This window comes from Kurthia huakuii LAM0618, assembly GCF_000505545.1.
GTDB classification, from domain to species: Bacteria; Bacillota; Bacilli; order Bacillales_A; family Planococcaceae; genus Kurthia; species Kurthia huakuii.
Window position 1 is genome coordinate 69,146 of sequence record NZ_AYTB01000013.1, and the last position, 12,792, is coordinate 81,937.

Annotated in this window: 16 protein-coding genes; 8 read left to right on the top strand and 8 right to left on the bottom strand. The window is 42.9% G+C overall.

What is annotated here, in order from left to right:
- The first annotated feature begins 98 nt into the window (after positions 1 to 98).
- Positions 99 to 1,226: a zinc-dependent alcohol dehydrogenase family protein gene (locus V514_RS0110160; RefSeq protein ID WP_029499840.1), complete on the top strand. Its 1,128-nt coding sequence runs from the start codon at positions 99 to 101 to the stop codon at positions 1,224 to 1,226.
- Positions 1,227 to 1,269: 43 nt separating this feature from the next.
- On the opposite strand, the gene V514_RS0110165 is transcribed toward V514_RS0110160, so the two are convergent.
- Both V514_RS0110165 and V514_RS20390 read right to left on the bottom strand, forming a co-directional pair.
- Positions 1,270 to 1,599: a nuclear transport factor 2 family protein gene (locus V514_RS0110165; protein ID WP_029499841.1), complete on the bottom strand. Its 330-nt coding sequence runs from the start codon at positions 1,597 to 1,599 to the stop codon at positions 1,270 to 1,272.
- Between the two features lie 98 nt (positions 1,600 to 1,697).
- Entirely contained in the window at positions 1,698 to 1,871 is a 174-nt protein-coding gene (locus V514_RS20390; protein WP_161630190.1) for a hypothetical protein, read from the bottom strand.
- 178 nt (positions 1,872 to 2,049) lie between these two features.
- Between V514_RS20390 and V514_RS0110175 the strand changes: the two genes are divergently transcribed.
- Entirely contained in the window at positions 2,050 to 2,769 is a 720-nt protein-coding gene (locus V514_RS0110175; RefSeq protein ID WP_029499842.1) for a Fe-S oxidoreductase, read from the top strand.
- 123 nt (positions 2,770 to 2,892) lie between these two features.
- On the opposite strand, the gene V514_RS0110180 is transcribed toward V514_RS0110175, so the two are convergent.
- Complete coding sequence (locus tag V514_RS0110180; RefSeq protein WP_029499843.1) at positions 2,893 to 3,771, bottom strand: LysR family transcriptional regulator; 879 nt, start codon at positions 3,769 to 3,771, stop codon at positions 2,893 to 2,895.
- A gap of 115 nt (positions 3,772 to 3,886) precedes the next feature.
- Here V514_RS0110180 and V514_RS0110185 point away from each other — a divergent pair, with 115 nt between their 5' ends.
- Positions 3,887 to 4,762 (top strand): DMT family transporter, encoded by an 876-nt coding sequence (locus V514_RS0110185; RefSeq protein WP_029499844.1) that lies wholly within the window; start codon positions 3,887 to 3,889, stop codon positions 4,760 to 4,762.
- Between the two features lie 34 nt (positions 4,763 to 4,796).
- Here the strand turns inward: V514_RS0110185 and V514_RS0110190 are convergent, their stop codons facing one another.
- A complete protein-coding gene (locus tag V514_RS0110190) occupies positions 4,797 to 5,642 on the bottom strand; it encodes a hypothetical protein (RefSeq protein ID WP_029499845.1) in 846 nt (281 codons plus the stop codon).
- A 123-nt stretch (positions 5,643 to 5,765) separates the two neighbouring features.
- Here V514_RS0110190 and V514_RS20540 point away from each other — a divergent pair, with 123 nt between their 5' ends.
- Positions 5,766 to 5,990 carry a hypothetical protein gene (locus V514_RS20540; RefSeq protein ID WP_029499846.1) on the top strand — a complete coding sequence of 75 codons (225 nt, stop codon included), beginning with the start codon at positions 5,766 to 5,768 and terminating at the stop codon, positions 5,988 to 5,990.
- A 169-nt stretch (positions 5,991 to 6,159) separates the two neighbouring features.
- On the opposite strand, the gene V514_RS0110200 is transcribed toward V514_RS20540, so the two are convergent.
- Positions 6,160 to 6,750 (bottom strand): hypothetical protein, encoded by a 591-nt coding sequence (locus tag V514_RS0110200; RefSeq protein WP_029499847.1) that lies wholly within the window; start codon positions 6,748 to 6,750, stop codon positions 6,160 to 6,162.
- A 119-nt stretch (positions 6,751 to 6,869) separates the two neighbouring features.
- Between V514_RS0110200 and V514_RS0110205 the strand changes: the two genes are divergently transcribed.
- On the top strand, positions 6,870 to 7,340 hold the full coding sequence (locus V514_RS0110205; protein WP_029499848.1) for an SH3 domain-containing protein: 471 nt from the start codon (positions 6,870 to 6,872) through the stop codon (positions 7,338 to 7,340).
- Positions 7,341 to 7,488: 148 nt separating this feature from the next.
- Here V514_RS0110205 and V514_RS0110210 read toward each other — a convergent pair whose 3' ends face one another.
- The 3 genes from V514_RS0110210 to V514_RS0110220 are packed head-to-tail and all read right to left on the bottom strand — an operon-like array spanning position 7,489 to position 9,867.
- Entirely contained in the window at positions 7,489 to 7,878 is a 390-nt protein-coding gene (locus V514_RS0110210; protein WP_029499849.1) for an OsmC family protein, read from the bottom strand.
- A gap of 12 nt (positions 7,879 to 7,890) precedes the next feature.
- Positions 7,891 to 8,949 carry an LLM class flavin-dependent oxidoreductase gene (locus V514_RS0110215; RefSeq protein ID WP_029499850.1) on the bottom strand — a complete coding sequence of 353 codons (1,059 nt, stop codon included), beginning with the start codon at positions 8,947 to 8,949 and terminating at the stop codon, positions 7,891 to 7,893.
- Positions 8,950 to 9,867 carry a VOC family protein gene (locus V514_RS0110220; RefSeq protein ID WP_029499851.1) on the bottom strand — a complete coding sequence of 306 codons (918 nt, stop codon included), beginning with the start codon at positions 9,865 to 9,867 and terminating at the stop codon, positions 8,950 to 8,952.
- Between the two features lie 120 nt (positions 9,868 to 9,987).
- Between V514_RS0110220 and V514_RS0110225 the strand changes: the two genes are divergently transcribed.
- The 3 genes from V514_RS0110225 to V514_RS0110235 all read left to right on the top strand — a co-directional run bounded on the left by V514_RS0110225 (position 9,988) and on the right by V514_RS0110235 (position 12,749).
- Positions 9,988 to 10,578: an AbiV family abortive infection protein gene (locus V514_RS0110225; protein ID WP_235073263.1), complete on the top strand. Its 591-nt coding sequence runs from the start codon at positions 9,988 to 9,990 to the stop codon at positions 10,576 to 10,578.
- Positions 10,579 to 10,680: 102 nt separating this feature from the next.
- Positions 10,681 to 11,229 carry a glycerol-3-phosphate acyltransferase gene (locus V514_RS0110230; RefSeq protein ID WP_029499853.1) on the top strand — a complete coding sequence of 183 codons (549 nt, stop codon included), beginning with the start codon at positions 10,681 to 10,683 and terminating at the stop codon, positions 11,227 to 11,229.
- Between the two features lie 2 nt (positions 11,230 to 11,231).
- Positions 11,232 to 12,749, top strand: a complete 1,518-nt coding sequence (locus tag V514_RS0110235) for a GNAT family N-acetyltransferase (protein ID WP_029499854.1) — start codon at positions 11,232 to 11,234, stop codon at positions 12,747 to 12,749.
- Positions 12,750 to 12,792 lie beyond the last annotated feature (43 nt).

Genomic DNA, 12,792 nt, shown 5'->3' on the forward strand with positions numbered 1-12,792 from the left:
GTTATTTTTACATGATTTAAAGCATATACGAATGTGATTAATCTAGAGCACAATAGCTTGATTTGAGAAGAAATTATGTATACGAAGGAGTGTTTGGCGTGAAAATTCGTTCAGCAGTATTACGAGAATTAGGTGCGAAAATGCCGTATAAAGACAGTAAGCCCATTCATATTGAAGAGCTGGAATTAGATGCGCCGGGTCGCGGTGAGGTGCTTGTCAAAGTGTTAGCGGCGAGCTTATGCCACTCGGATTTATCAGTTGTTAATGGCAGTCGTCCGCGTCCGGTTCCAATGGCGCTTGGTCATGAAGCAGCGGGTGTCGTGATGTCGGTTGGTAAAGGTGTGAAAGAATTTGCGAAAGGGGACCAAATTATTTGTGTCTTTGTGCCGAGCTGTGGTCAATGTGTCCCTTGCCAAGAAGGACGTCCAGCATTATGTGAGCGTGCGGCCAAATCCAATGAAGCGGGCACGTTATTGAATGGTGATATTCGCCTGCATAACGGCGATGAAAAAATCCATCATCATATTGGCGTGTCAGCATTTTCAGAATATGTCGTTGTATCAAAGCATTCGCTCGTCAAAGTAACCGAGGATTTAACAGCCGAACAACTTGCCTTATTTGGTTGTGCTGTCATTACCGGTGTAGGTGCTGTGACGAATACCGCAAAAGTGCCACTAGGTAGCTCTGTTGCAGTTGTTGGACTTGGGGGAGTTGGGTTTAGTGCCATGCTAGGGGCCATTGCAGCCGGTGCTCGCGAAGTGGTCGCCATTGATATTAATGATACAAAGCTTGCGCGTGCAGCAGAGCTAGGTGCGACTACGACATATCGCTCGGACGAAGAAGGGATTGTCGAACGGATTATGCGCGAGACAAATGGCGGCTTTGATTACGTATTTGAAACGGCGGGCGTTGTACCGGCACTTGAAGTCGCCTATGGCATTACAAAACGCGGCGGTGTGACAACGACGACCGGCTTGCCAGACCCGAACGCGAAATTTGAGTTGCCGTATGTGACGTTGACGGCGAATGAAAAAACGTTAAAAGGTTCGTATGTTGGAAGCTCGGTGCCACGCCGTGATATCCCGCACTACATTCAATTGATGAAAGCAGGGAAGCTACCGGTAAACGAGCTTGTCGCAAAAACAATTCGCTTAGAGGAGATTAATGAAGGGTTTGATTTACTAGCAAGTGGTGAATATACGCGTATTTTAATCTCGTTTGAATAGCAATAAAGCGAGCGCCTACTAGGGAGGGCTCGCTTTGTGGTGCTTAAAATTTAGTGCCTTGATGGAAAAATAATTGCCACGCATCGTCTGTTTTACGCCATAGCGAGCTACGATGGGAACGACGACCGGAAAACTCGACCGTATCATAAATGGCTTGGATGAGCGTGTCGGATAGTTCGTGAATACGGAAATTCAGCACTTCTGGTAATTCATTGGCAAGCGCTTCATTTGTTAGCGCATCGAGTTCAATTTGCTTCGTATAGATTTTTCCTGATGTGCCAATTTCATAAAAATCATCAGCAAGTAGCTGTTCCATATCATGGCGTGAACGGCGCATCAATTGGCGCTCGAGTGTTAAAATATAATTTTTCACCAAAATCCCCTCTTTCATATGTGGACGTTGATTTTACCATTTTTTGTCGGAAATTTTCAACTAAAAAAGGAATCGCACGCATCGCGATTCCTTTTTATTTATACTTTGCCCGAGACAAGTGTATTTTTAATTTCAAGTGTGCCCACGATTAACATGATGATGCTAATCGGCACAATACCAATAATAAAGACAGTGCTGCTAATAATATTTGTGACAAATAAAATTGAAATGATTGCCGCTATTGCGACAAGCCCATGAAAGTATTTTTCCATTTTACCACGACCTTTATTTAGAATATACGCACTATTTCTTACGGTAATCGTACCATATTTCCTTTGTACTTGTGAACGATGACGACTTATTCGTTTATGTGACGTAGTACGACAATTACCCATTTTGCATTCATTTGTATTATGATAAAGAGGACTACTTAAGAATTTAGGTGATACAATGCCAACTTTAACGATGGATCAAGTGCTTGTGCTTGATTCGTACAATGTTTATACGACGCCACCTGTGCGTACGTTGTTTACGCTTGACCGCGTACATAAGGAATTTTTCCAAGAAGATGAAATGGGCGACTTGATGCAAGGTATTACAAATGCTACATCGAAAACAGCCGCAATTTCGCATTTTTCAAAGCGCTACGGCCAATTTGTTGCGATGCAGTTTTATATGCTGACGGCGTTTGATGAAGTGTGGGATGGTCATGAAGAAGATTTGCAGTTTGATGTAACGAATGAAAACGGTGTTTATACCATTAGTATGTTCGCAAACCCCAATGATTGGCGTTATGTCGAGGATTCAGAGCGTGCGTCTACCATTGCGACCATTTTGTATAGGCAATGCTATCAAGTAGTGAAAGATTTGCGCAATGTGACGGCGATTTCGCCACGCGTCATTTGGGATAATTTCTTCGTTCATATAACGAATGTTTATGCGAAATTACTCGATGATCCGCTACTAGCAGACCGTGCCATCGATGACCTTGAATTATTAGAGTTACCGGAAGTATGGGCGCGCTTTAGCGAAAAATCGCTGTATTATGATTATACAAAAGGCCAAGCACCCGCGAACCTTGTTAATCAGCCGATTCGTAAATCATGTTGTTTGTCAAAAGATATTCCAGGTCTAGGTGCCTGCGGTTATTGCCCATTAGAACGAGATTAACATACATAAAAAAAGAGGCTAGGACAAAACATTTTATTTTCCTTTTTTAGCGTTCGTAACAAAAAACCGGAATCGCGCTGTGGCACGGTTCCGGTTTTTCTTATGCTCATCTGAGATGTTTTTTTAACGCGTTCGTTCAAAGCGCGAAAATTGTGTTAATAGCGCATCAATAAAGCTACGGCTCGCAATCGGTAAAATTTTATAATCTTTATACGCGAGGTGCAGTGGGCGCATAGCAAGTGGTTGAAGTGGTTTTGTAATGACGCGGTACGGTGTGCGCGCAAGCATTAGTTCCGGCATAATCGCCACGCCGAGCTGTTGCTCAATTAACGCCATTGCCGCATAATCCTCTTCAACAATATAATGAATATCAGCGGTTAATTGCGCGGCTTCAAACAATTCAAGCGCGTCATTTGATTCACCTTCATCAATGAGTACAAATGGCTCGTTGGCAAGAGCTTGAAGCGAGAGTGCTGGCTGCGTTGCAAGGATATCAAGCGGCGAGAGGACGGCTAATAATGGGTCATCGAATAAATGATGCATCGTCAATAATGGACTTGTCGGGTCACTTAAAAATCCAAAATCAACGGTTCCTTCTAAAATCCAATTTGTAATATCAGTATATTCCCCTTGTCGAATCTCAAATTGCACGCCAGGAAAAGTCCGTTTAAAACGTTTGATAATGTCAGGCAACATATGACATGCCACACTCGTTAGCGCACCGATTTTGACGATGCCCGCATCAAGCCCCTTCATTTCACGTTTCTTTTTGAATAACTCCGTTTCGGCGTAGCAAATATTTTTAATATAGGGTAAAAATTGCTCACCATCGGCTGTGAGCGTAATCCCTTTGCGCGAGCGGACAACGAGCTGTGTATCGAGCTCATATTCGAGGGATTGCACGATTTGACTGACCGCTGATTGCGTGTAGCCTAACTGCTTAGCAGCGGCTGTAAAGCTCCCGGTTTCAATGATTTTTAAAAATGCTTCGTATGAATTCATTGTGTACCTTCTTAAATAAGATTTTCTAATGTTTCCATTATAAACATTCGTTTTATTAATGCAATAGATGGTGCTAAAATAACAAATGATTTTTAGGTGGAAGGAACGTAGAAACATGAGTCATACAAGAGCAAATTTATTATTAATCTCGATAGCCATCGCATGGGGGAGTTCATACATCTTTATGAAAGTAGGTCTTGAATCGCTGAATACGTCGTCGATTATTATGTGGCGTTTTGCGATTGCCTTTGTCGTCATGTCGGTGCTATTTTATAAAAAAATCATTCGTGTCACGAAGCAAACACTCGTTGCGAGCGCCATGCTTGCACTGCCGATGTATGGAGTTTTTGTTTTCTTATTAAATGGTATGCAATCAACGAGCGTATCAACAGCGAGTTTTTTAACGAGTACAACGGTTGTTTTTGTGCCGCTCATTCATGCGATGCTCACAAAGCGCGTGCCATCGCGTAAAACGATGATGGCACTCGGTGTTGTCGTAGCTGGGCTTGCATTATTAACAATTGGCGATGATTTTGGGTTATCTTATGGTGCCATTCTTTGTCTATTATGTGCTGTGTGCAATGCATTGTATTTAGTGTGGACCAATCATTATGCGCGTAAAGTACAACCGCTTCAACTTGGTATTTTCCAATTAGGCTTTACGGCATTGTATGCTTGTGTAGGTTTTGTGAAAGAGACACCGATGATACCAGCGACGACGAATGAGTGGATGGCCATTCTTGGCATGGCACTATTATGTTCGGCTTACGGTTATGTTTTACAACCCGTTGCACAGCGCTATACATCAGCGGAAGAAGCTGGTTTTATTTTCTCATTAGAACCGGTATTTGCAGTGATTTTTGCGTTTATGTTTTTCGGAGAGGTGATGTCTGGCGTAGCCGTTGCCGGTGCAGCGCTTATTTTAAGTGGCGTGTTGATTGCCAATTATGTCCCAAAAACAAAAGCGATGATGAAAAAAGGACATCTTTAAAAAAAGAGAGCTTCCAAATAGTGGAGGCTCTCTTTTACATTAAATAAGCAGTTAATTCGGTGCTAGCAGGTGTGTCGGTCAAATAACGTTGCCACTCCGTATAAAGCGGTGCGATATCCGGCGCAATAACTTGCATCGCCGCAATATCGCCGAGGAATACCGATAACGCAATGCGCGACATTGGTTGGCATGCTAAAAATAATGCTTCATTGTCTTCAAATGATAGTGGTATTCCTTCTAAAATATGTTGTAATAAGTTTTGCCGAATTAATAAATGGGGTTTTACAAGAGGTGCGTCATCAATCCAAGAAATTTGTGTCATTGCCTGTACAAGTTCATGGGCTGTGCGCCATTGACCAAGACGTAAATAGGCGCTTGTAAGATGTCCATGAATTTGCAACGATAGCACAGGTACTGAGACTTCGAGTGCTTCAATCATAGATTCGCCTAACTCATTGTACGTTTTCACGGCTTCCATATAGTGACCTGTATCAAGGAAATGGAGTAATTTATAGTGTAGCGTAGCGGCATAAATATAAATATAATCAAGCAAGTTTGGCATGTTTTTAATCGTTGTTAACAACGAGTCAGCTAATTTAAGCGCTTCATCTTGTTGCTTGATGAAAAATAAAATCGCTAGTTTACAATGTAAAAATGGAATTTGTTGTTCAATTGTAGCCACAGCAGGCATTTGTTCACTATACAATTTATAATATTTTAAAATTAACGCGGGCTGCTCTAAATAGCGCGCACATAACGTACAACGATAGAGTACGTGGCGCCGGTCGTGCGCACTCAATGGTTGGTCAAGTAGCGTTTCGCCGACTGCGAGCGCTGCTTCATAATTAGCAGCTATAAAGTACTTCTTCAGTTCATCCATGCAAGCACCACCTTTTTCTGTATTATACAATAGCTTGCATGAGCGTAGAGAATAATGTTCAAAAGACTTAAAATATTCATTCGGTACAATAGTATTACGACAGCATGGGAAGGAACATAGTGGATGAAAGAATTACGCTCATACAGTTTAATTGTGCTAGGGACATTGATTTTAGGGATTTCCTATAACGCCTTTTTAATACCGGCAAAGGTGCAGCTGCGCACGTCAACATCGAAGTTAGTGTTGATTGTGACAGATCAGGAAGATGCGGTAAAAGCATTGATTCATGATGAGATTGACCGAGGGATTACGAAGTTATGGTCAGAAGGTGGCTATTCGAAGCAATAAAAAGCGTTGCTATTTACAGTAGTCGAACAAGCGGAAGTGGTGTATTTGAAGGAGCTGTTGCAGCAGCAAACGGATTCATTTGTTATTTTTCTAAATGCCTCCGATATTTATTGGGCGCGGATTTTCAATGTCACGTTAAAAAAAGCAGGAGTGGCGCTTCCTGCTTTTTTTAATAGGCAACTTCATAATACGTCAGCATCGCATCGCCTAAATAACGTCGTAAATCAATAGCCGTTTGAATTTGTATTTGCCCTGATGTGGGCTCATAATATAATGCACCGTTTGTGATGGGTTCAAGACGCTTCAATAACTGTTGACTATGCGATGATGTAATCGAAAATTGCTGCGGTGCTTCTTCAATTAGTTCATACATTGGTGGAATATGTTGGACATCAATAAAATGAACAGGTAACGGAAGCGTATCGAAAAATAAAATATGCTCATCAAATAATGCGAGCAATGTTTGGTTTTTTTCAAACGTGCATTGGAGGTCTAAACCACTTAACTGCTGAATAAATTGTCGCTCGGCGGGACCAAGACGGAAATGGTAATGCTTTTTTGCAGCATCGAGACAATGATATTCAATATGCAGCGTTTGATGTTCAAGAAGCTGCGGGTTTAAATTAAGAATCGAACAAGAGTCGGCTATTTCTAAAAAATAGAGGAATAGTTGTTTATGTTCGCGGACAATTTCTTCATCGCGCCATAAAAAATCAGTTGTTTGCACCTCAAATGCATTCGTTTGGTCTAAAATATACATAAGGAAACTCCTTCAAGCGTTAACGTCAGTTTATTATAGCGGAAAATGACGTAAAAAATCAAACATTAAATAGATTTTTATCATGTTTGTCCGTATTTTACAATGAAAAGGGTGAGTGTGTGAATAAGAAAATAATCATAGGACTTGCTGTAATCGCGTTTACGGCTATAGGGCTTAAAAAACGACAACCTCAAAACACGAACAATACATTTTATTTAGCAAAGGATACTCCTTACTATGATGCTGTGCGAGGGATGAAGTTAGGAACGTTGCAAGCCGTTGTTGATGGCGTACAGCAATGCGTAACGGTGACGCATTTTGCAAACGAAAAATGGGCGGTCTTAACGGGCAATCGCTATGTGAAATTGTCGTATTTGCAAGTGAATATCGACGGCGTACAGGAATTAATGGCGAAAGAGGATGTACTTATTTTTTCTGCCCCGCAGCAACATGCATCGCGCGTTGGTGTATTATCATTTGGTACGCGTGTGACGGTCATTGAAAACGCTGGGGAATGGACGAAAATTTGCGTGCAGAAAGGTTGTCGTCAGCGACAAGGGTACGTCGTTACAGCGTATATGAAATATTAAATGAAAAAAAGAGGGTTGGGCCATACGTGTAAAAATATCCTCTCAGATGAGCATAAAAAAAACGGAATCGCGCTGTGGCGCGGTTCCGGTTTTTTGTTGTGAACGCTAAAAAAGGAACAGGAACTGTTTTGTCAAAGCCCCTTTTTAATTAGGCTTCGTTAACTGTAATCGTAGCCGAAGCTGCTAGTGTATTCCCAATCGTACAGCTACGTTCGGCCATTTTTACTAATTTTGCGCGATAGTTAGCCTCTAAATGCGCCGGCAATGTCAGCGTCACCGCAATCGTTGTGAAGCGATTTGTAATGCCTTGTTCTTTTGAAGCGGTTGCGGTTGCTTGAATCGTATCAAGTTCAAAGTCGATACCATCGCGCTCTAACACATGGCGTACATTTAGCGTCATACAAAGTGCTACCGATGCTTCTAATAATGATTTTGGGTTGAGACCTTCTGTACCGGCTACACCGTTCCAACCAAGTACTTCGAGGCCTTGTTCGTTTGAAATTTTTGCTTGCTGCTGTTCATAGCGAATATGCGCCAACTATAATGCCCCCTATGCTTTCGTGTATTTTTTAATCGCTGGTAAAATATCGCGACCAATAATTTCTACATTATGCATTAATTTATCAAATGGTACGCCACCAAAATCAATTTGTGCCATAAAGCGGTGCATACCGAATAATTCATATTGGTAAAGAATTTTTTCGATAATCATTTGGCTATCGCCAACCATTAGCGCATCAGTCGGATCTTGTGCAGCATTGGCTACTTGGTCAAATGGATAACCGCCACCGCGAATTGCTTGGAAGCCGCCTGATAAATGAGGATGCATGCCTTCTGTTGCTAGTTGTGCATTGTCGCCAACATGGAAGAGACTCGCTGTCGCAAGTGGGAAATCTTCACGTTTGAAGCCGCTACGTTCAAGTGCTTCATAGTAAGCATCAACCGATACTGCAAAGTTTTGTGCTGGGCCGCCAAGTGTCGTCAGCATCATCGGCACGCCCATATAACCGGCTTTGATGGCCGAGCCAGGAGGACCTCCAACCGCGCGCCATAGCGGTAAATTTCCTTCGACAGGTTTCGGTAAAATATCGGCATTAACGAGTGGTTTACGGAATTGTCCTTCCCAATTGACCAGACCTTGTGCATCGTTGATTTGTTTTAACAGCGCTAATTTTTCTTCGAAAATGGCCTCGTAATCTTTTAAATCAACGCCAAATAGTTCATAGGCACCGACGCGTGAGCCACGACCTGCGACGATTTCCGCACGACCGTCTGAAATTAAATCAAGCGTTGCAAATTCCTCATAGACACGTACAGGGTCAGCTACGCTAATCACCGAAGCTGAACTTGTTAATTTAATGTTTTTTGTTGCTTGTGCAATGGCGCCAAGCACAACGGTATGCGCCTGTGTTGTAAAGTAGCTTTGATGGCTTTCGCCAACGCCAAAGACATCAATGCCAACGTCCTCAGCAAGACGCGCTAACTCAATAATTTCTTTAATACGTTCGCCAGCAGAAAGGCGAGAACCTGTTAATGGATTGGGGATATGGTCGCCAAGTGAATAAAGGCCAAATTCCATTCCATTTGCTGGATTAATGCGGTTTTTCATTTATAATTCCTCCTCAATAACGGTTAATTTTTGCTCAATTTCTGGGCGGCGTTGTTCTAAAAATGGTGGTAAATCTAATGCCTCGCCCATCTGTTCAATATTTTCATCAATCGTGAATCCAGGGCCATCTGTCGCTACTTCGATTAAAATACCATTTGCTTCACGGAAGTAAATGCTGTGGAAAAAGTAGCGGTCAATAATGCCCTCTGATTTAAAGCCATGTGCGCGCGCTTGTACTAGTACGTGTTCAAGTTCTGCGACATCATTGACGCGCAGTGCGATATGGTGAATGCTACCGCGACCTGGTTTTTCGCGGTCGCCTGCTTGTTCGATAACGAAAATTTCGCCAACTGCTGAGCCAGCTTGTTGTTGATAAACATGACCTTGCTGCGCTGTGTAGTCGAAAATTTCTGTTAATGTTGTTGCAAGAGCTGCCTCGTCACGTACGGTCATTTCGACGGTGCCCATCCCTTGAATTAAATGCTCAGTAGGGATTGCCGCTTGTGGCCACGGTTCCCAAAAACTTTCGCGCTCATCCGCTACAATTAAATGCATACGTAGGCCATCTTCATCTTCAAATGGCAAGGCTTGACGACCTGCATACGTTGTGATATCGCCATGTTTGACGCCTAACTGTGCAAAGCGTTGTTGCCAAAATGTTAAGCTTTCTACGCTTGGGACGATTAATGAAAAGCCTGTAATGGCATTTGTGCCGCGACGTGTGGCACCGGCAATTTTCATTTCGAAAAATGTAATGTTTGTGCCGGGTGTTCCCGTTGTATCGCCGTAAAATAAATGATACATATGAGGATCATCTTGGTTGACCGTTAATTTAACGCGGCGTAAGCCTAAAATATGACGATAGAAATGGTTGTTTGTATTGGCGTTTTTCGTAATCATGGAAATATGGTGGTGCATGTAGAATCAGTCCTCCTTCATTGAGTTTATTTTATCTTGAATTCAAGATAAATGCAAGGGTTATAGAAAAAAAGATACTATAGTCCACTATTTTTACTATAATAGAAGAGAGGGGGATGGATGATGCAACAACAGACACAGCAACTTTTGAATGCGCTTCGCCAAAATAGCGAGGCGCTCATTGATGACGGTCTCCTTTTAGCGACACGTCATCGCTATAGTCGTGCCTATATGTGCTTTCAGGCAGCGATTGATGAGATGAATAAATATTTTAGTATTGAACGTACAGAAAAGGTGGCACCGATTAATTGGCCAGCGATCGACGTTGAATTATTAAATGATAATACGGTGCTTGAAAAGGATACGATTATTGAACAAGCACTCGTGAAATTATTAAAGGAGCGCGCTTTTGGCAATGAAGCGCAAACGTTACAGGAGTTTGTGAATGCCATCGATTCGTTTAAACGTGTACTTGCAGGTGATGAAGAAGCATTAGTTGCAGCACTTGATGAACCGCTACAATATATGATGTTTGACGGCGAAGCGCATATTAAACAAGTGATGCATGAGCGCAATGAATTGCGAAAAAGTGTATTGCAAGTTGACATTACGAATGACGGCAGCATCGCACCAGAACAGATGATTACGCGCGAGCATATGACCGAAATCGGCATGGCCGCACTCGCAAACCAATTAATGATGGATTACTAATGATAAAAGACAACTCCTAGACAGCAGTGTAGGAGTTTTTAATTACATTTTAACGAGATTTTTTCGTTAAAAAGGGAATATATGAAAGAAGGAGGGAGGCCGATGAGCATTGTACTCTATAGCTTATGCTGTTATTTAGTTGGTTCATTTATGACCGCTGCAGTTGTCGGGAAATTGTCTGGCGTGTCATTAGCTGCTGAACATAGCGGCAATTTAGGGGCACGTAATGCAGGGCGTACGCTCGGTAAAATGGCGTTTGTGTGGACGGCAGCGGGAGATGTGTTAAAAGGCGTTGCAGTCGTGCTTGCTGCGCGGGCGCTTGGTTTAGCCGATACGGTGGCTGCAGTAGGACTTACATGTGCACTGCTCGGGCATCTTTATCCGGTGTGGTGGCGATTTCGCGGTGGTAAGGGAGTAGCGACACTATTAGGTGGACTACTCGCATTAGAGCCGGTGTTATTATTAGGCGCGTTGCTTGTGATGGCACTCGGTTACTTAGTAACGAAAAGCTTAACGCTTGGCTTTGTAGGGAGCGTGCTAGTATTAGCCATTGTCATTGTCGCATTTTACCCAGCTTATTTCATTTTACTACTCGTACTTGCGGGCATTCTATGGAAGCATCGCACAAATATACAGCAAAGGTGGCGTTAACGATGTATTTTTGCAAAATAGCGAATACAGCAGCAGAGTTTGATGCGATTGCTGCACTCAACTATGAAACATTTGTCGAAGAAATCCCACAGCATGAGTCCAATACAACGCGTCGTCTCATTGATCGATTTCATCATGAAAACACGTATGTAGTTATTTATAAGGAACAGCATTTAATTGGCATGTTGGCATTTCGTGATAATCGTCCATTTTCTGTAGATGGCAAGGTGGGCGTGCCGGTCGAGCAATTACTACAAGACTATGACACATCAAAACTATGTGAAATTCGTCTATTGGCAATTCAAAAAGCCTTTCGGAATGGGCGCGTTTTTCAAAAACTAGCACAAGCGATTTATACATATGTTTATGAACGCGGCTATTCCGGAGCGGTTATTTCCGGCGTGACGCGTGAAGAAAAATTGTATCGTCGCATTGGCTTTGAGGCATTTGCCGCAGTAACGGGAACAGCAGAGGCAGCATTTATTCCGATGATTTTAACGCGCGCAAATTGCTTGCGCATACAGCAGCAAATTCGTTTAGAGCCGCACAATTTTTATCCGGGGCCGGTCGCACAAACGGAGTTGACGCATACGACGATGTCGCATCGCTCGGTCGCTTTTCAGGAGTTATATGCACAGATGAAGCAGCGGCTACTTACATTAACATCAATGCGTGACGTGACGACATTGGTCGGCAGTGGCACGTTGGCAAACGATGTTATGCTTGGGCAAATTCGCGCGACATTTGGCGAGCGACGTGGTTTAGTGTTAGCAAATGGTGAGTTTGGGGAGCGATTACAACGTCAGGCAGCGCAGTGGCAGTTGAATTTTGAAACGTATGATGTACCGTGGGGAGAGGCGTTTGATAGCGGAGCGGTGCGTCAATTAATCGCACAACAACATTATGCGTGGCTAGTGTTCGTGCATGGCGAAACATCGACTGGCGTTTTTAACGGTGCATTGATCGATGCATTAGCAGATGTCGATGTCGCGATTTGTGTCGATGGCATTAGTAGTATCGGTGCAACGCCGACTAATTTGGTGCGTTGTATGATGGCAACAGCGGTTAGTGGCAAGGCTATTGGGGCATTAAGCGGCTTGGCGTTTGTGTTTACAAATGAGCATTTTACAGAAAATGCGGCGCCGTTTTATAGTAATTTAGCCTATTATCAGCAGCAAGCCTTGCCATTTACACTACCAGCTTATTTAGTCGCGAATACGGTTCGTGCGCTGCAACAGTATCCAGCGCGTTTTGAGTTGCTGCAGCATCGCTTTAATAGACTCGCTCAATCGTCATTGGCGAAATACCGTTTTAGCGCTGCGCCGGGGTATGCGATGATTGCGAGTTTTCAATTGCCAGAGGAGCTTTGTGCCATTGCGCGCCTAAATAGTTTATTGCTACATGATGAAAGCCATTATTTAAAGCAGCGGCAGCTCGCACAAATTTCTGTTATTGGTCCACAATTTGATGAAGCGTTTGTGGCATTACAAAAATTAGTTGCATGGTATGAAAAATTATAATGAATTAGGGGCATTGTCAGCACAATGCTTCTTTTTTTATGCC

Coding starts and splice junctions, on each gene's coding strand:
- V514_RS20390 (WP_161630190.1), bottom strand. CDS start 1,871: ATGGAAAAATACTTTCATGGGCTTGTCGCAATAGCGGCAATCATTTCA.
- V514_RS0110175 (WP_029499842.1), top strand. CDS start 2,050: ATGCCAACTTTAACGATGGATCAAGTGCTTGTGCTTGATTCGTACAAT.
- V514_RS0110180 (WP_029499843.1), bottom strand. CDS start 3,771: ATGAATTCATACGAAGCATTTTTAAAAATCATTGAAACCGGGAGCTTT.
- V514_RS0110185 (WP_029499844.1), top strand. CDS start 3,887: ATGAGTCATACAAGAGCAAATTTATTATTAATCTCGATAGCCATCGCA.
- V514_RS0110190 (WP_029499845.1), bottom strand. CDS start 5,642: ATGGATGAACTGAAGAAGTACTTTATAGCTGCTAATTATGAAGCAGCG.
- V514_RS20540 (WP_029499846.1), top strand. CDS start 5,766: ATGAAAGAATTACGCTCATACAGTTTAATTGTGCTAGGGACATTGATT.
- V514_RS0110200 (WP_029499847.1), bottom strand. CDS start 6,750: ATGTATATTTTAGACCAAACGAATGCATTTGAGGTGCAAACAACTGAT.
- V514_RS0110215 (WP_029499850.1), bottom strand. CDS start 8,949: ATGAAAAACCGCATTAATCCAGCAAATGGAATGGAATTTGGCCTTTAT.
- V514_RS0110220 (WP_029499851.1), bottom strand. CDS start 9,867: ATGCACCACCATATTTCCATGATTACGAAAAACGCCAATACAAACAAC.
- V514_RS0110225 (WP_235073263.1), top strand. CDS start 9,988: ATGATGCAACAACAGACACAGCAACTTTTGAATGCGCTTCGCCAAAAT.
- V514_RS0110230 (WP_029499853.1), top strand. CDS start 10,681: ATGAGCATTGTACTCTATAGCTTATGCTGTTATTTAGTTGGTTCATTT.
- V514_RS0110235 (WP_029499854.1), top strand. CDS start 11,232: ATGTATTTTTGCAAAATAGCGAATACAGCAGCAGAGTTTGATGCGATT.